Annotated in this window: 10 protein-coding genes; 3 read left to right on the forward strand and 7 right to left on the reverse strand. The window is 41.1% G+C overall.

Annotation, left to right across the window (positions count from 1 at the left end):
• Positions 1-705 precede the first annotated feature (705 nt).
• From CLV51_RS13825 to CLV51_RS13840, 4 genes are all read right to left on the reverse strand, one after another.
• Positions 706-2,022, reverse strand: a complete 1,317-nt coding sequence (locus CLV51_RS13825) for a redoxin domain-containing protein (RefSeq protein ID WP_106528606.1) — start codon at positions 2,020-2,022, stop codon at positions 706-708.
• Positions 2,023-2,161: 139 nt separating this feature from the next.
• The gene (locus CLV51_RS13830; RefSeq protein ID WP_158267016.1) at positions 2,162-2,614 is read right to left on the reverse strand and encodes a protein-disulfide reductase DsbD domain-containing protein; all 453 of its coding nucleotides are present in this window, start codon (positions 2,612-2,614) and stop codon (positions 2,162-2,164) included.
• Between the two features lie 124 nt (positions 2,615-2,738).
• Entirely contained in the window at positions 2,739-4,172 is a 1,434-nt protein-coding gene (locus tag CLV51_RS13835) for a RagB/SusD family nutrient uptake outer membrane protein (protein ID WP_106528608.1), read from the reverse strand.
• A 36-nt stretch (positions 4,173-4,208) separates the two neighbouring features.
• Entirely contained in the window at positions 4,209-7,520 is a 3,312-nt protein-coding gene (locus CLV51_RS13840) for a SusC/RagA family TonB-linked outer membrane protein (RefSeq protein WP_106528609.1), read from the reverse strand.
• 427 nt (positions 7,521-7,947) lie between these two features.
• Between CLV51_RS13840 and CLV51_RS13845 the strand changes: the two genes are divergently transcribed.
• Together CLV51_RS13845 and CLV51_RS13850 are read left to right on the forward strand one after the other, a co-directional pair.
• Positions 7,948-8,511 carry an RNA polymerase sigma factor gene (locus CLV51_RS13845; protein ID WP_106528610.1) on the forward strand — a complete coding sequence of 188 codons (564 nt, stop codon included), beginning with the start codon at positions 7,948-7,950 and terminating at the stop codon, positions 8,509-8,511.
• A gap of 58 nt (positions 8,512-8,569) precedes the next feature.
• Entirely contained in the window at positions 8,570-9,679 is a 1,110-nt protein-coding gene (locus tag CLV51_RS13850; RefSeq protein WP_158267017.1) for a FecR family protein, read from the forward strand.
• Between the two features lie 10 nt (positions 9,680-9,689).
• Here the strand turns inward: CLV51_RS13850 and CLV51_RS13855 are convergent, their stop codons facing one another.
• On the reverse strand, positions 9,690-11,150 hold the full coding sequence (locus CLV51_RS13855) for a hypothetical protein (RefSeq protein WP_106528612.1): 1,461 nt from the start codon (positions 11,148-11,150) through the stop codon (positions 9,690-9,692).
• Between the two features lie 119 nt (positions 11,151-11,269).
• On the opposite strand from CLV51_RS13855, the gene CLV51_RS13860 reads away from it, so the two are divergent.
• Positions 11,270-15,295 carry a DEAD/DEAH box helicase gene (locus CLV51_RS13860; protein WP_106528613.1) on the forward strand — a complete coding sequence of 1,342 codons (4,026 nt, stop codon included), beginning with the start codon at positions 11,270-11,272 and terminating at the stop codon, positions 15,293-15,295.
• Here the strand turns inward: CLV51_RS13860 and CLV51_RS13865 are convergent.
• Together CLV51_RS13865 and CLV51_RS13870 are read right to left on the reverse strand one after the other, a co-directional pair.
• Positions 15,284-16,042: an SDR family NAD(P)-dependent oxidoreductase gene (locus CLV51_RS13865; RefSeq protein WP_106528614.1), complete on the reverse strand. Its 759-nt coding sequence runs from the start codon at positions 16,040-16,042 to the stop codon at positions 15,284-15,286. The genes CLV51_RS13860 and CLV51_RS13865 overlap by 12 nt on opposite strands.
• 10 nt (positions 16,043-16,052) lie before the next feature.
• Positions 16,053-17,771, reverse strand: a complete 1,719-nt coding sequence (locus CLV51_RS13870) for an IlvD/Edd family dehydratase (RefSeq protein ID WP_106528615.1) — start codon at positions 17,769-17,771, stop codon at positions 16,053-16,055.
• Positions 17,772-17,953: the final 182 nt, after the last annotated feature.

Here is a 17,953-nt window from a genome sequence, read left to right on the forward strand (position 1 = left end):
TTTCAAGCAGATGGATAATCTAGTCCCAAATAATATTCCTATTTGGCAGGCATTGATCACAAGCCTGTTCACTTTTACCTTCGTTCCCAAATTTAGACCGTTATCCCGTAATCCATTCTGCTTAAATTAATTATTGTGATGAATAATACCTAACCAAGCTAGATAATTTAGAAGAGCCGAAAGTAGAAAAATGAAAGAATAGAAGATGATTATTTAATAATCTTTGAAATTTTATTTCTTTTTGAACTTAAAAGAAAACATGATATGACAACTCCAAGAATTTTGATGGGAGCTACTACTTTTATTTTAGCTATTGCTGGTGCTATCTCAACGATGGGAAGCAATAGAAATAAGTCAGCAAAGGTGCTTACTACAAATGGTATAGTGTGTACGCTTTTTAGCACCCCCTGTTTTGGTATTGGAAGGGTTTGTACTGCAGGCGGGCCGCTTCATAGAATTGTATGGACGATCAATAGTAATTGCATATTGCATAAGGAAACGACCCAACTTTAATAGCTTAATCTGTAATAGCCAGTAATTGATTTTACATTAGTTGATTTTTAGGCAGCTGGAGATAAACCCTCCAGCTGCATTCTTTTACTAAAGATAGTGTTTCTGCAAGAGTATGTAAAAGGCCATTCTATATACATGACTGTATCTGATACAATTTATTGTTCAATAAAGTAATCTGTGTGTACGTATGATTTAATTACTGACAATTCTATTCACTTTAGGATCCCTGATTACAAGAACATTCATCTTTTTTGTCCCCTTTATCAAATCCATACCATTTGCTCTTAACCCTTTTCTGATCTCATTAAAATCAGTTAAGATACAATTCATACTAATATCAATGTTCCCTTCAATCCCTGTCTCATCAATAACCGGAAGATCAAGCCCGGAAAGTTGATGAAGGAATGTTCTCATTGGAAAGTTTTTCGCCACAAATCCGGTATCCACCCTTCCCTCTGGCCATAAGCTTTGCCCTTTTGTTTTTAATTTTAGTTTTGCTTCTTTTGTAGCAACCAACTTCCAATAGGGCATCATCCTGGTTTCAATATTTGCATCAAAACCAAAATAATTCTTCAGATCGCGTTGCATTACTTCCATTAGATAATTCCTGCTGGCCTTTGAAATCGGTACACTAAGACTATAGCTATATAATTTCTCGGTTTGGTGATCAGGGCTCTGAAACATACTGCTATCTGATACTTCCAAAATAGGATCATCGAAAAATTTCCCATAAAGAGAGTCATTAAACCTGATTGCAGTTCTACCAACGTATGCCAGCATATATAAGCTGATTAGATCTTCTCCCACAGGTTGAATTCTTCCATTTTCCAGGTAGTCGAGTTCAGATAAGGGGGAACTTGGGTCTGTTGGATGCCATATAGCCAATAAAGACCTATATAGAAAGCTGGTATCATTTCCACCATTACCATGTACTAAAAATGGAGATTGGCTATCATACGATGGTAGTTCTTCATTATTTCTATATGCATTTATTAAGATCGGTTGTCTTCCGGCAAGAAACGTTGCTATATCGGAAGCTTCCAGTTTGATTGTTATGCCACGTACGATACCTTTAGGATCAATAACAAGGACATATGGAACTCTGCCTACGTCAAATCGATTAAACATAGTTGAGTCAAAAGTATATGCCAGCTGCAGATTTAGACCTTTCTGAAATTTAGTATAAACCTTCCTTATTTCGTTCTCCGGATCTTCTTTGCCAACCAGTATATACTGTATCTGATCTCCAAATTCCTTTTGCAAAGCATTAACATGTGGAAAACTTTTTATACATCCCCCACATGTTTTATCCCATAAATCCAGAATTATCCATTTGCCTTTAAAATCATTTAAAGAAACTTGTTTTTTTGAGTAATTTCCTACATCCTTAAAAGTAAAATCGGGGCATTTACGCCCTATTTCAGGATAGCCCATATTATTTATATTGGCCTGAGCACAAACGTTGATGGCGAAAATTATTCCCCATACAGAAAAAATTAATTTCTTCATTTTTATTATCTGATTTTAAATATGATAGATGCTTTATTAATTATGATGTTACTATTTGTCTTGCATATATTACTGACATTATTATTTAGCAAGCTCTTTTTAGTCCTGTTAAACTATAATCGGATCTGTTTACCATGTATTATTGTAATTGCAAAGTAAATGGAACGGTCATTGGTGGAAGGCAACTTTCATTAGTACAAGCCATAAACACGATGGTCCCTTGTATATATATTTTTGCATTAGTTTTTAGCTGAACTATTTGCACGAAATCCAAGGTAGCGGCATATTGGTATGCACTGATACCAATCTCCCTATTCTCATAGACTTCTCTTTTGCCTACTTCTTTTATCTTCCCTTGTAGTTGTATTAAAGGGTTATGGGTGAATTTTATTTGTGAGGGGGCAGCAACAGCATCCGGAGGTTGAACCTGGGAAAATACATGCCATCCATCATCTATGGTAGCAGTCAAATGTACCTGGAAGGTTCTGTCAGCCAATTTTTCACTACTGTATTTCCAGTGTACCGGGTTTTGTGCTATAACTCTTGTGGCACAGCCCATAATAAAAACCGCTGTTATAATGAGTGTTTTCATTTTATATTCTTTTGTATTTGCTCGCATATTTAAAGAGTTCAAAACTATTCGATGACTAATGCATAAATTACTTTTATTATGAACCTATAGATGTTGATTTTTTGCTGATTATTATCTCTAACATTTAGTATCCCGGATTCTGTTTTAGATTAATACCATTTCTTATATCATCTGAAGGAATGGGATATAGTTGTTGATAGCTTTGCCATTTTCCACCACCTTTTTGCAAAGTAGCGTCATTCATTACTGCATCCACGATATTGACTCTTTTTAAATCCAGCCAGCGGTATCCTTCTGTGAATAACTCAACCTGTCTTTCATGCATAACAGCAGATAATAGCTCAGTTTTTGTACTGGCGGCTGTATTATTAAGTCCCGCTCTATTACGAATTATATTCAGATCAGCAACTCCTTCACTTAATTTGTTTTGTTGTATCCTTGCCTCTGACCGTATTAAGAATTGTTCGGCCAGCCTAAGCATCATACTGTATTCTTTAATATCCCCTCCTGTTTGTATTTTATACTTATAGGGGAAGTAGTAAGTTGCGCCGGAAATAATAATGCTATCGACCCAATCTGTTCTTCGCTTATCTCCCGGCTCAAATACACTTAATTGCTGTTGACTTAAACTTACACCATTAATAGGGCTGGGTACATCTGTTAATATGAATGAATTCCCTTCATCTGTGTTATAACCGGTATTTCCCGGAGGCATTATTTCCCATATCGCTTCGTTGCTGTTAGCTAAAAAAACGTCATTAAGAGTATTAAGTAAAGAGAATGTTTGTGTATTATTTATCAGTATGGTACTCTGTGTTTCTGCATCCATATAGTCATTTGCATATAAATATGCCCGTGCAAGCAAAGCCGTGGCTACCCATTTTGTAGGTCTTACCCGATCTGTTGTAATAGCATTATGAGCATCTACATAATTATCGCCTAGTAAGTTTTGAGCATCCTTTAGATCAGCAATAATTTGTTGGTATACCTGAGTTTTTGTAGAGCGAAAGGCCTTTATATTTACGGTATAATCTATGCTTGTCACAATGGGGATATCCCCATAGAGGTTCACCAGATAAAATTGCCAGAAAGCGCGTATGAATTTAGCTTCACCAGTTAATTGTTTTTTTACAGCAGCACTAACGCCAGTATTATTTTGAAGGCCTTCAATTACGGCATTGGCCTGGTAAATAAAATTGTATGAACTTATCCAGAAAAGGGAAGTAGCATTATTTTCAATGAGTGCATTTTTATATGCATTGGCATATGAGGGATCTGCTGCGTAATTAATAAATTCATCTGAGGATAGTCCTGTAATTTTACAAATATCTCTTAGTGAAGACATTTGTGCATAAATAGCAGTTAGCGCGGCTGTAGCGGTACTGTTCTCACTGAAAACTGTTCCGGTTGCCAATTGTGTCTTGGGTACGCCAACATCTACAAATTTTTTGCACCCGGATTGAACTATCAATAAGGAGATTAGGCAAAAAACAAGGAATAACTGTTTTTTTGAATTGACTGTCTCTTTAAGATGTAGTACGGATTTATATTGTTTCATATTTTCTTTTTATGGAGAGAGTAATTCTTTTTTGTATTAAAGAGATACTTGTATGCCAGCTGTCATCATTCTTAACGGTGGCAAACCCAGTCTTTGTGTTTCCGGATCTAATCCCTTATAACCAGTTATGGTGAACAGATTCTGGCCTTGTAAGTAGATTCTTATATTTTGAAGGTGTACCCGTTGCAGCCAGTTCGTGGGTAGGGCATAAGAAACAGATAAGTTTTTCAAACGTATAAAGGAAGCATCAACAATGTTGGCATCACTATTAGTATACCAAACTCGAGCTGGATCAGCTGGACCGGTGCCCGTTGAAAATTGTTGGATATTGGTTATATCACCTTTTGTTTGCCACCTTTTTAAATTATCGATTGGCACATTCTGATTAACAAACCCTGCTACAGATGGAAAAAATCCCAGGAAATCATTTCCTGTCTGTTTTACAAATTGAAGGAAAATGTCGAGTTGAAAGCCTTTGTATGAAAAACTATTCTGCATTCCCCCAAAAAATTTTTGAGTTAGCTCTTTTGCTATTATACGGTCGTCGTAAGTAATTGAGCCATCCTTATTAACATCCCTCACTGTATATAAACCTATTTCAGGATCAACCCCTGTATACTGATAGTATTTTCTGCTGAAAAGAGACTGACCAATTGTATAGATTCTATTGTAAGGCGACCCTTCGAAGTTAGTATAGCTGATGAGCTTATTACGCGGAATACTGAGGTTGATAAGTGTTTTCCATGTAAAATTTTTCAATTTTATATTGTTGGTATTTAATTCAAATTCAAAACCACTGTTTTGTACAGTAGCAGGTAAGTTATATTGAACAGATGAAAAACCGGCAATATTTGGAAGAGCGTAGCCAACCAATTGATTACCTGTTCGGTTGCGATAGTAACTGGCATTAAAAAATATTCTGTCGTTCATAAAACCTGTTTCCAAACCTAATTCCATTTTTCTGACAAGCTCCCATCCAAAATCGGGATTAGGTATTCTGGTAGGATAGAGTCCTGCCAAACCTTGATATAGATTATAATTTGGTTGATAGGTACTTAAATATTGATAATCGGGTGTTTGGTCATTACCAGTAGTGCCGTAGCTTGCCCTGATTTTTCCAAAGCTTAAAAAAGGAAGGCTGTTTTTTATCCAATCTTCCTGTGAGAAAATCCATGCAGCTCCCACTGCCCCAAAATTACCAAATTGCCTGCCTGGCCCAAAACGACTGCTACCATCCCGTCTGGCAGTTAAGTCAATCAGGTATTTTTCCTTCCAATTGTAATTAATGCGTCCAAAAATGGCATTGTACCGGTATTTTGTATAATTATTTCCTGCTATTCTTGTTGTAGTAGCAGCGGAAACATTTTGAATTAAAGCATCACTTGAAAAATCTGAAGCGTAGTGGCCAATAGAGTTTTGTAAATTTTGTTGAAAGGTGGATCCAATTAATATTTCTAATTTATTTTTCCCAATACTTTTTACATAATTGATTTGTGGCTCAATAATCCAGTTTTTTAGATCGTTCGTTCCAAATGAATTACTTCTGAGAAAAGTTATATTACCATAAGAAGGAGGGTAGGCACTCAAAGGTGTTTGAATGGTTTGATTCATTTGAATATGCGTGAAACCCAAACTACTTCTTATCACCAATCCGGGGAGTAGTTCATAATTAAGACCTAAGTTGCTGATAAGGTTATCTGTAACTGCCTGCGCATGTATTAAAGTGGCCCCTAAAGGATTGATAAAAGTATTATTCTGCCAGTTTAAGTTACCTGCAGCATCATGCAAAACAGGTGCATCAGGTGCGAGGCTAATATTACCTGTAAAATCAGTACTGGGCAAATTACTGTCGTCATTGACATAACTGCCCGAAAAATTTAAGCGAAACTTTTCATTGATGGATGAATGTGTTAAGTTTATATGCAGTGAAGCTTTTTGGTTATAATAATCACCAGGGTATACCGTAGTTTGTTTGCTATATCCTCCTCCAATTATAAACTGTGTATGCTGGTTCCCACCTGATAATGATGTTTGGATATTGGTAAATTTAGCTGTTCCGCCGATCAGCACCTTTTGCCAGTTAGTATAGTGGGTAGTATCCCAGGCACCATTAATATCATAATCACTTGAGCCTGGTATTACACCATCATTTTTAAAAGCTTCATGCCGCATCTCCAGGTATTGTTGCGTATTTAACAGCTTCATCATATGAGGCACCTGGCCATTACCTGTAGAAATATTCAGATCAAATTTAGTTTTGCCTGCTTTCCCTTTTTTTGTGGTGATGAGAATAACTCCGTTTGCTCCCCTAGAGCCATAGATAGCGGTAGCATCTGCATCTTTCAGTACATCAATCCTTTCAATATCCGCTGGGTTCAAACTATTAAAAGGACTCAGCCCTCCTCCCTGATCAGGAGGGCCTCCCACTGCCCCTCCACCGAAATCCGGACTTGTTAAGGTCGTTGAAGTATAAGGTATGCCATCAACAATGTATAACGGATCATTTCCATTTGCGATACTGTTTTGTCCCCGAAGCCTGACAGTAAGTCCTGCTCCCGGAATACCTGATGATTGCGTAATGTAAAGGCCAGAGACTCTGCCTTGTAGTGCCATAATCGGATCTGTTACAGGTTGCTTCTCTATGTCTTCCGCTTTTACAGTGCTTACACTACCCGTATTAAATCTTTTCGTAGTGGCGCCATAAGCTATAACTACCATCTCATCTAAATTCCCTATTATTTTTTTCAGGATCACTTTAAAATTCTGCTTAACCTTTACATGTAATTCCTGTGGCTCATAGCTGGTATAACTAATTCTGAGATTAGCATTATCAGGGACATTGCTAAGAAAGAATCTCCCTTCCGCATCCGCACTGGTACCTAATGGGGTGCCTTTCACTAAAACCGTCGCACCAGGTAGCGGAGCCCCCTCTTCATCTACGATTTTTCCACTGATAGCCGATGACCTTATGGTGTCTTTTGATCCTACCGGTGCGTTTTCTTTTTTTTCGGCATCATTATTTTTTCGCAGATAAATATTCTTATCTATGTATTTCCATGCTAATCCTTTAGGATGCAATAACGCTGACATCACCGAGTTTAACGGTAGATTTTCATATCGAACCGTTACCTTCTCATTGACGTTTAGTTCATTGTCAATGTAATTAAAGCGCATATCAGTTTGCTTTTCAATGTTCTTCAGCACTGATCTTAGTGGTGTGTTATTGGCGAAAACAGTAATTTTCTGATCTCCTGTTTCCTGTGCTGCCAAAGGAGAGTAAAAGTGCAGTGAGACGACTAATGCCGCTAACACAAATACAATATGCCTGGTTTTAAAAATGATTCCCATAATTGCCTTTTAAAAGGATGGATTGAGTAAATGAGATTGGTTTTATCACATTGATCACTTTGAGGGGAAAGCTTATACCAGATTATAATAATGTTAGCAGCCGGTATAGATTGACTACTTATGCATATACTGAAAAACATCACAGATACACTTGTTGGTCGGTTATGAAAGCCGAGAGAAGCATTTTGGTAATATTCATGACACATCTTTTCTTAACAGCATTGGGAAATATTACTTGCTATATAGAAGGAACCGATTAATGCGGCAGGTACTATTCGCCATCCATCTTTTTTTAAGCGACACAAAAAACCATTTTTCCTTAACATCCGATTTACGAAATCCCAAAGAATATTAATTTAATTGCAGCGTAACAAATTTTAAAACCATTATCCTGCTCTGAGCATCTGATAGCAAGAAAATATTTGTCATGTTAGTAGCATTAACTGAAACGCCGATGCATGAAATAAGTGATAATGAATTATTTAATCTTGTAAAGGCAGGAAAGGAAGCCGCTTTTTCTACCCTGGTAAACCGCTACCAGGAGCTGCTTTTTATGGAAGCATACAGAACCCTGCAGCGTGAGGATGAAGCCCACGATGCCGTGCAGGAGGTATTTGTCTGGCTCTGGCTGAAGAAGGGATCTGTACAAATACAATCATCTTTACGGAATTACTTGTATGGGGCAATAAGAAACCATTGCCTGAACATTATCAGAGCACATAATAAAACCAGGAAACGTAAACAACAGTATACATATATAAAGGATACACTTGTTAATCCAACAGATCTGGAGAATAAAGAGTTGGGACGACAACTACGTCATGCCATCAATAATATTGCTCCCGCCAGTCGCGCTGTTTTTGAAATGCAATACCTGGAAGGTATCAGTCAGAAAGAAATTGCCATCAGAAGAGGAATTGGTTTGCAAACGGTTAAGAACCAGGTTTTGACAGCGCTTAAAGAACTCCGTATCAGTTTAAGAAAAGCATAATTAATAATTTATTAATCTTAATAGTACCTTACTCTGGTTTTTGTTCCTTATGCATAGGATGACGATGAATATAGATAAAGAATATCTTATCCAATTGGTACTTTTTGAGATTTCAGGAAATATCGGGGAGGATGAAAAGACTTATTTGCACCAGGTAATAGCTGAGGATCAGGAAGCAAATGCCATTTACCTGGAATTGCTTAATATGTATCCTGAGAATCGGTTGCAGGAAATAAGAGCGTATCCTGGTGCTGAAAAAGTATGGATTGCAATAAGAAAAAAGGAACACTACCAGACAATAGTCAGGTACATGACAGGCATGGCTGCGCTATTTGTTATGGCAGGATTCTTCTCGTATATCTTTTTTACTAAGAAAAAAGATAGCAGCCCACCCATCGCTGAACATATTCAGTTGCAACTGAGGAATGGCCCAACCATTGATTTAAGTAACCAGCAGGGCCGTACGCAATTAGGCAATATCATATTAAATAATAAAAACAAACAACTGACCTATAGCTATGATACTGCTACACCCCAATCAGCTTCTCTTACAGTACCCGCCGGAAAAGATTATAGTATTCACCTGCAGGATGGCTCGGAGATAGAACTGAATGCTGCAACACAGCTCGATTTTCCGCTTGCCTTTACAGGCAATACCAGGGAGGTTACTATCCATGGTGAAGCTTATCTGAAAATAGCCCAAAATGCCGGTAAGCCTTTCCTGGTGCACTTGCCCGGTGCTACGGTACAGGTACTCGGTACGGCATTTAATGTTAATACCTACGACAGTAACGCTGTAAGCGTTGCTTTGGTGGAAGGCGCCGTAAAAATGGAAGCAGGTAATGCAACATCCATATTAAAACCTGGCTATGAAATTTCATTTACACCAGAAAAAGGAATGTCCACAGAGAAATTTGATGAAGGTGACGTCCTTGCATGGCGACAAGGCATACATTTATTCCATGCCGCATCCATGGAAGAAATAGCTACACTTATCCACCGGTTTTACGGTGTAGTGGTGAAAATTGATGTAAAGGCCGCGAATAACAAACCATTTACCGGTTCTATGAATCGTAACAAACCGGTTCGGCACTTTTTAGACGGATTGAAGTTTTCACAATACATCGATTATTATTTCGATAACGACAGTATTTTACATCTTAAATAACAGCTGCATATTATTTCTCCAATACCTCCAGCTTCTCTATAAGCAACATTAAGAAGGAGAAACATATCATCATCGGAAATACCTGGTACCTGAACACAATTGGTGAAGCCATTACACTAAACGCAGCATTAACAACCAGTAATGCCACCATTAAAAGAAGTGCATACTTAAAATCAGGCTCATTACTTTTCCGCCATTTTGTTTTTATCCATACCACGAGGCTTCCTAAGAAAAGGAGGTTAATTACCAGGAATATAGCCGGACAAAGCAGCAATATAGCTCCCTGTATTGTGCCTGACACCACTTTGACCTTTGTACCAGGATAATGGAACCAACTACTTGCTGTTGCAGAAACGTTATCACTTCCTGTATTATAAACTTCCAGTTTTTCCAGCGGTGGCAAACAATAGTTCAAAGCATTCGGCAACAGAAAATACCTTGCAAAAGCAACCGGATAGTGCCGGATCAAAAAACTTCCATAGCTGCCATAGATCGGAGATACCGATCCCCAGGCCAGAATGCCTCCCGTGCTATCTTTTTCCCAGTTAAAATGTTCTTCCAGGTATTGTTTTAGTGGCGCCGTGGGATATTTAATGTAAAATGCCCCGTCCCTCGGTGATACTGTTTTAAACTCGGAAGGAATGCTATCAAAATAAGCATTCACCATATTATGGAACTCCCGGCATTCAACAGGAGGCTGCTCCTTTACCTGTATATAAGGATACATATACAAGGCATTATTGGCCAGCTGCCAGCCACTGAACACGGAAAACTGCTTTGTACCGGTAAGATCATAGGCTTTGTTCCGGGTATAGTTAACAAAGGTGGCTATAAGAAGCAACGGCAATACAATACCAACTATTTTGTAAGGCACTTTGTGCCTGGATAAAATAAAAGCAATGGCCGTTATAACCGGGTAATACATGGCATTATACCGGAACGTAAAAGCAACGGCTACCAGTAATGCATGTGTTATTACCTGGTATGGCCGCGGGCGGTGTATGATCCGGAGTAGTTGTACTACCCACCATAAGCTGAGGGCCAGAAAGGGCGCATCGCTGGAAACATAATTACTCAGGTATAATGTCAAAGGATTAAAAAACAGGAAAATAAAAATGATATTACTGATCTGAGTAGTTGGTTGGTAAAAATAGCACACAGTAAAGAAAAAATACAATGCCATTGCTTCAACAAACAAGTATTGAAAGGCAACAAGCGCAGTATCTGAATAAGTTACCTGGTGGAACAACCATAAGAACTTTGAGTATCCGATAGGCCATATACTTACATCATAATGTGATGCAGCGGCACGAATATAGCTGTAGGAATCTGAGAAGAAATCCGCATAAGGATACAACAGCTTAAAAATTATTAATTGCGTTATGGCTGCTAAAACTGCTATCAATAAATAGTTCCGGTTCCGTTTTTCTTTAAGGATGAATTGTCTGAATGATGAGGGAATAAGTGGCATAAGGCGTAGGTTGTTTATTAAGTTAATTAATTACCTGTTTAAAAAATTATCCATTTTAGCAGATAACAAAAATATAATGTTGGCCCTGCCTCACGCAATAATGAGCTATTTTTGCACCCATGATCAACGAAAGCTTTTACTTACAGCAATACACGTCGCAGGAAAATGATGTGAAACTGGTGATGGATGTGCTGTCTGTATATATGTATCCATTGGAAACACATACTATCACAGATGTGGTGCAGCGCATCATTGAAATCCCGAATACCAGGATCAGTGATATATTGAAACAACTGACGGCAACAGGATTAGTGATCAAAAACGTGACTGGTAACTATTCACTGATACCAGAGATGAATTTTGCATTGTTCCCCATAAATATTAAACGATCCCAATATACGGGTATGGTGGAAAGAACGCGGTATGCAGTACATGCGTTTTATAGTACCAGCGCACGGTTGCAGGATCTGCAACAATTGCTCACCGCTTATTTTACAGGCGACAGATTTTTGTTATCTCCTCCTGTGAAAAAAATAGAGCTGGAGCTGAATGAGTATCAACCGTATTTATCTTACCTGTTATATTTCCCGGCTTATGCAGATCTATTGAAGATTTTCAGCCAGGATAGCATCGATAAAATTTCTTCTTTCTCCCTGAAATATAACCTGCTGAAAATGCCGCCGGTAGAGGAACTGGAGGCATTCCGGAAACAGTACAATACCAATTTTCCCGAGCTGTTATTGTTGCAGGGGCATCTTAATTTGCCTGCGGCAGATAATGACGCAGATGATTTATATGCCCAGGCTGTTATTTTATTGTACAGCGGGCAACCGGAAAAAGCATTCGCCGCTTTTGAGAAAGGCATCAAACGGCAACGGCAGTACGATAAAAAAAATACACTGCCGCTATCGCCATTGTTTGCTTTCTATTATGCATTTACATTGGCGGTATTGCCCGGTGAACAAACAAATCCGGTGATCACAAAAATTATAACGGCCTACGAAAGAAAGCTGTTTCCTGCCATTACACCTGCCATTTGTTTATTACATTTTCACGCAGGCAGAAAGGAAAAGGCAGAAAACCTGTTACTGATATTGCTGGAAGGAGGGGAGGGTTATCTGCTGAGTTATTTGGCGATCATGTGTTTGCAGTTGCTGCATCCTAAAAGCAAGTTGCTGCGCACTTTTAATCCACTTGCAGGCAGGTTGCTGAGCATGGGTTTGGAGCGTCACTACCGGTTACTGACCTACGAATATTTATATTTATTTAAGGGAGATGATTACCTGGGATATGAAAGTAAATTTCAGGAAGCTGCGGGTATTACAGGACAGTTGCCGGTATTTTCCCAGATGGAACAAACAGCCGATTGGGAGCGGCTCCTGAATACATTGCTGGGCGCAGATGATCATCTTACAAAAAAAGAAAAAAATATTGTTGTATCGCGTTTGATCTATCTCATAGATTTTGATCATTATAAGATCCAGCCTGTACTGCAAACGTCACAGGGAAATAATACCTGGAGTAGCGGGAGAAATGTGCCGTTGAAAAAACTGAAGGATGGAAAGGCGGAAGCCATGACAGATCAGGATTTCAGGATAGGTAATACTGTGCAGAAAGATCACTATTATAATTATGATGGAGAATCATTTTCATTTGCAGAAACGGTATGGCTGGAGATTGCCGGACATCCTTTTTTATTTTTAGCAGATGATCCCACCATTTCTGTAGAAATTTTAAAAGGTCAACCGGAGTTGAGTGTCAATAAAACTACGCAGGGATATGTTTTCGGCACTAACATCGATGATTTTGTAAGTGAAACTGTTTTTGTAAAAGAAACCAATACCAGGCTAAAGATTATAAGTCTCACTGCTTCGCAGCGCCGGCTATTGCAAACATTACAGCAAATACCATTAGTGCCGCCAGCAGGAAAAGATAAGCTGGTACAGGTGTTAAAGAGTGTGGGTGCCCACATCACCATTCATGCTGATATGGGCGATATTGCTACCAACATCAGTAAACGACCTGCCGATAGCCGTATTGTGATTCAGTTGCTGCCATTGGGTGAAGGCCTGAAGGCGGCATTGTATGTGAAACCATTCACCATTGATCCGCCGTATTGTAAGCCTGGCACAGGTGCGCATAACATCATTGGTATCAGTAACGGAGAACGTTGGCAGGCTATCAGGGATCTGGACCGGGAGAAAACAAATGTTACTGCCTTACTGAATTACATACAGGGCGCGATAGCACAGGACCTGTCTGACGATACGATCATTTTTGAAGATCCGCTGGACTGCCTGCAGTTGCTGGAAATTATCCGGCAATATCCGGAGATTGTAAGAGCAGAGTGGCCGGAAGGAGAACGATACAAAATAAAACAAACGGCAGGTTTCCCTGATTTGAGTGTATCCCTGAAAGAAAAGGATCATTGGTTCCTGTGCGACGGTGAGCTCAAAGTAGATGAAACTACCGTACTCACACTGAAAGACTTACTGGATACAACCAGAACAGTTAAGAAAAGATTTGTTGCGTTGCAGAACGGAGAGTATCTGGCATTGACGAGTGAATTACGCAGACGGCTAAACGAATTATCAAGCATCGCTACTATCGATCGCCACACGGTGAAGATCCAGCAGTTTGCATCGCCTGCGCTGGATGAGCTGTTACAACATGCCGGCATTGTTAGCACAGATGTGGCGTGGAAATCGTTTAAAGAGAAGCGGGAAACTGCCATGGAACTGGTTCCGCCGGTGCCTGTTACGTTACAAACTTCTTTACGGCCATACCAGGAAGAGGGGTTCCGCTGGATGACACACCTCGCCGCCTGGGGCGCCGGTGCCTGTCTGGCTGATGATATGGGCCTTGGTAAAACCATACAGGCTATTGCCTTATTGTTGCATCGCGGCGGAGAAGGAGCGGCATTAGTGATTTGTCCGGCTTCGGTAGTGTCTAACTGGAGCAACGAAATTACCCGCTTTGCGCCTTCGCTTAACGTAGTGTATCTGCATAATGGCAACCGTGCTGCACTGATAAAAGCGGCGGGTCCTTTTGATGTAGTGATTACTACCTATGGGTTGCTGCAGGCAGAAGAACAATTGCTGGCAGCCGTGAAATGGCCCACTGTAGTACTGGATGAAGCACATACCATCAAAAACTTCCAGACAAAAACCTCTAAAGCAGCCATGTCTTTGCAGGCAGGATTTAAACTCATGCTAACGGGCACGCCTATACAAAATCATATGGGGGAAATCTGGAACCTGTTCAACTTCCTCAATCCTGGTTTGCTGGGCACGCTGGACCATTTTAATAAACAGTTCGTATTCCCATCTGTTCGTAATCCGGAAAGTACGGTGAAGCAGCACCTGAAAAAGCTGATCGCGCCGTTTATATTGCGTCGTACCAAAACCGGTGTGCTGGACGAATTGCCGCCTAAAACAGAAATTATTAAGCTGGTCAGTTTATCCCCGGATGAAGCGGCCTTTTATGAGGCATTACGCCGCAAAGCACTGGAAAATATCAAGGCACAGGAAGGCAGTATGGCGCAGCAACATATTCGTGCACTGGCAGAAATCAGCCGGTTAAGAATGGCTGCCTGTAATCCCAAAATGATAGACGCAGAAATTGATATCCCTTCTTCTAAACTGAATGTGTTCCAGGAAATAGTACAGGAGCTGATTTCCAACAACCACCGGGCGTTGGTGTTCAGCCAGTTTGTACGACACCTGGATCTGGTGAAAGAAGCATTAAATAGTTTGGGCATTACTTATCTCTACCTCGATGGCGCAACGCCGTTGCCACAAAGGGATACACTGGTGAAAGATTTTCAGGCAGGTAAGGGACAGCTGTTTTTAATCAGCCTCAAAGCAGGTGGACTTGGACTTAACCTCACGGCAGCAGATTATGTGATTCATATGGACCCGTGGTGGAATCCAGCCATTGAAGAACAGGCCTCCGACCGGGCGTATCGTATCGGACAAACGCGGCCGGTTACTATTTACAGGCTGGTAGCGCAACATACCATTGAAGAAAAAATTATTGAGCTGCATAACAGCAAACGTGATCTGGCAGATCAATTACTGGAAGGTAGTGATCAATCAGCCAGGCTGAATGCAAAAGAGCTGTTGGAGCTGATCTCAGTAAGGTGATGGACTGATGCTTGTCCATCCGCCATCAATGATCAGGCTTTGGCCGGTGATATGCCTGGCCTCCTCAGATACGAGGAATAAGGCGGCATTAGCAATATCGAGGGTCTGCGCCGGGCGTCCCATGGGCGTTAAGGACGACCAGGTACGTTCATAATCCGGATCATCCAGCGTACGTTCCGTGAGGGTGGCGCCGGGCGCAATAGTATTTACCGTTATTTTGTGCGGCGATAATTCTATTACTAAATTTTTAGCCAGCATCTCCAGGGCGGCTTTACTCATACCATAGGCTGCCAGGTCTTTATGCGCCTGGTGGCCGGTTACAGAAGAAGTAAATAATATAGCGCCACCACGGCGCTGCTGTTTCATTTGATTGGCGGCGGTTTGTGCGAGAAAGAAAGTGCCGGCAAGATTCACCTGCATTACCCTGGCAAAAGCAGCAGGGGTATAGGTAAAGAAATCACCGAACAAAGTAATGCCTGCATTGGCAATAACAATATCTATGCTGCCAAATTGTGTTACAGCGGTATTTACCAGCTGCTGTATAAACAGGATATCGCTGGAATCTCCGGCCATGGCTATACAAGCGCCGTTGTCTGCAATAATCGCTTTTGCGGCACTGGCAGCCAATGTTTCGTCTATATCATTTAGTATAATAGTAGCGCCTTGTCTGGCCAGCTGTCTGCATATTTCAAACCCAATACCCTGACCGGCACCGGTTACAATCGCTACTTTTTTTTCGAACCTCATAACGGGAATTTTAATGTGAATCTCTGGTCACCTCACTGCCGGAGCTGCCTTTCAGGAAATCAAGATCTGCGCCCAGGTGCGCCTGTTCCACATGTTGCTGATATAATTGTACATAGCCGCGCGTAGCGGAGGTATGTATGGGTTTCCATGCTTTTTTTCTACGGGCAATTTCTGCTGCCGTGATGGCTACCTGCAACGACCTGTTGTGGACGTCCAGTGTAATTATATCACCATCCTGGATAACTGCCAGGGTGCCGCCGGTAGCTGCTTCCGGCGATACATGCAATACCACCGTACCAAATCCGGTGCCGCTCATCCTGCCATCAGAAATACGGACCATGTCTGTAATGCCCTTGGCCAGCAGCTTTGCGGGCAGGCCGAGGTTACCTACTTCGGGCATACCAGGATAGCCAACAGGACCTGCATTTTTGAGTACTATAATACTTGTCTCATCCACATCCAATGCCGGATCATCAATCCTTTTTTTATAATCATCGATATCTTCAAATACTACTGCCTTGCCTGTATGCTGCATCAGGTGCGGGCTGGCGGCGGAAGGTTTTATTACGGCGCCTTGTTCGCAGATATTTCCTTTTAATACAACAATGCCGGAAAGCGCATTGAATGGTTCTTCCAGGGAAGAGATGACATCTTTATTATAGCTCACCGCATGTGCATAGTTGGCGCCTATTGTTTTTCCGTTAGCTGTAATGCAATTTTTATGGAGATGGGAGAGTAATACGTTCATCACAGCCGGCAATCCGCCTGCATAGTAGAGGTCTTCCATGAAGTAACTTCCGGAAGGCTGCAAATTTGCTATCAGTGGGATGTTCGCGGAAAAGGTATCTATATCCTGCAGGTCCAGTTCCACTCCTATACGACCAGCGATAGCCAGCAGGTGTATTACAAAATTAGTAGAGCCGCCAATAGCAGCATTTACACGGATGGCATTCTCAAAGGCTTGCCTGGTGAGGATGTCGGACAATCGCCTGTTTTCTTTCACCATCTTCACTATTTCCACGCCGGATAGTTGTGCCAGTACTTTTCTGGCAGCATCCGGTGCTGGTATAGCAGCATTTTGCGGAAGGGAGAGCCCCAGTGCTTCCACCATACATGCCATAGTGGAGGCGGTACCCATAACAGCACAATGGCCGTCGCTCCGGCACATGCCGGCTTCCGCCATGGCCAGTTCTTCGTTAGTCATGCGACCAGCCCTTACGTCTTCGCTGAAACGCCAGATATCGCTGGTGCCAATGCTTTTGCCCCGATGCCTGCCGGTAAGCATGGCGCCACCGGACACTACAATGCCGGGGATATTTACGCTACAGGCACCCATGACCAGTGCCGGTGTGGTTTTATCACAACCACATAACAACACCACACCATCAAGCGGATTAGCACGAATAGATTCTTCCACATCCATACTCACCAGGTTGCGGTACAACATAGCGGTGGGTTTGATCAGGGTTTCGCCTAATGACATCACAGGGAATTCCACCGGATAGCCGCCGGCTTCCAGTATGCCGCGTTTCACGGCCTCCGCCAGTTCCCGGAAATGCGAGTTGCAGGGCGTCAGCTCCGACCATGTATTACAGATACCGATAATAGGCTTGCCTTCCAGCTCATAGGCCGGAATGCCCTGCTTCTTAAGCCAGGCACGGTAAATAAAGCCATCTTTGCCACTACGTGCAAACCAATGACTACTTCTCAGAGAATTTTCCTGCTTCATAACGAGGATGGATATACTTACAGTGTTTAATATACAATTTCTACGGCACTTTTAATAAGCGCAGATGCAATCTGTATCTATCTATATCATCTCTGTAAACCCTACATGATAAGTAGATTGGAGTTTAACAGATGTTTATCATTCACCGCTTTAATTTCTAAATTTTATTGTGGAATTTTAGC

Source organism: Chitinophaga niastensis, from assembly GCF_003014755.1.
Taxonomy (GTDB): Bacteria; Bacteroidota; Bacteroidia; order Chitinophagales; family Chitinophagaceae; genus Chitinophaga; species Chitinophaga niastensis.

What these genes read in the sequence shown, in the direction of transcription:
- CLV51_RS13845 (WP_106528610.1), top strand. Translation starts at nt 7,948, where the DNA reads ATGTTAGTAGCATTAACTGAAACGCCGATGCATGAAATAAGTGATAAT.
- CLV51_RS13865 (WP_106528614.1), bottom strand. Translation starts at nt 16,042, where the DNA reads ATGAGGTTCGAAAAAAAAGTAGCGATTGTAACCGGTGCCGGTCAGGGT.
- CLV51_RS13835 (WP_106528608.1), bottom strand. Translation starts at nt 4,172, where the DNA reads ATGAAACAATATAAATCCGTACTACATCTTAAAGAGACAGTCAATTCA.
- CLV51_RS13870 (WP_106528615.1), bottom strand. Translation starts at nt 17,771, where the DNA reads ATGAAGCAGGAAAATTCTCTGAGAAGTAGTCATTGGTTTGCACGTAGT.
- CLV51_RS13840 (WP_106528609.1), bottom strand. Translation starts at nt 7,520, where the DNA reads ATGGGAATCATTTTTAAAACCAGGCATATTGTATTTGTGTTAGCGGCA.
- CLV51_RS13830 (WP_158267016.1), bottom strand. Translation starts at nt 2,614, where the DNA reads ATGAAAACACTCATTATAACAGCGGTTTTTATTATGGGCTGTGCCACA.
- CLV51_RS13860 (WP_106528613.1), top strand. Translation starts at nt 11,270, where the DNA reads ATGATCAACGAAAGCTTTTACTTACAGCAATACACGTCGCAGGAAAAT.
- CLV51_RS13850 (WP_158267017.1), top strand. Translation starts at nt 8,570, where the DNA reads ATGACGATGAATATAGATAAAGAATATCTTATCCAATTGGTACTTTTT.
- CLV51_RS13825 (WP_106528606.1), bottom strand. Translation starts at nt 2,022, where the DNA reads ATGAAGAAATTAATTTTTTCTGTATGGGGAATAATTTTCGCCATCAAC.
- CLV51_RS13855 (WP_106528612.1), bottom strand. Translation starts at nt 11,150, where the DNA reads ATGCCACTTATTCCCTCATCATTCAGACAATTCATCCTTAAAGAAAAA.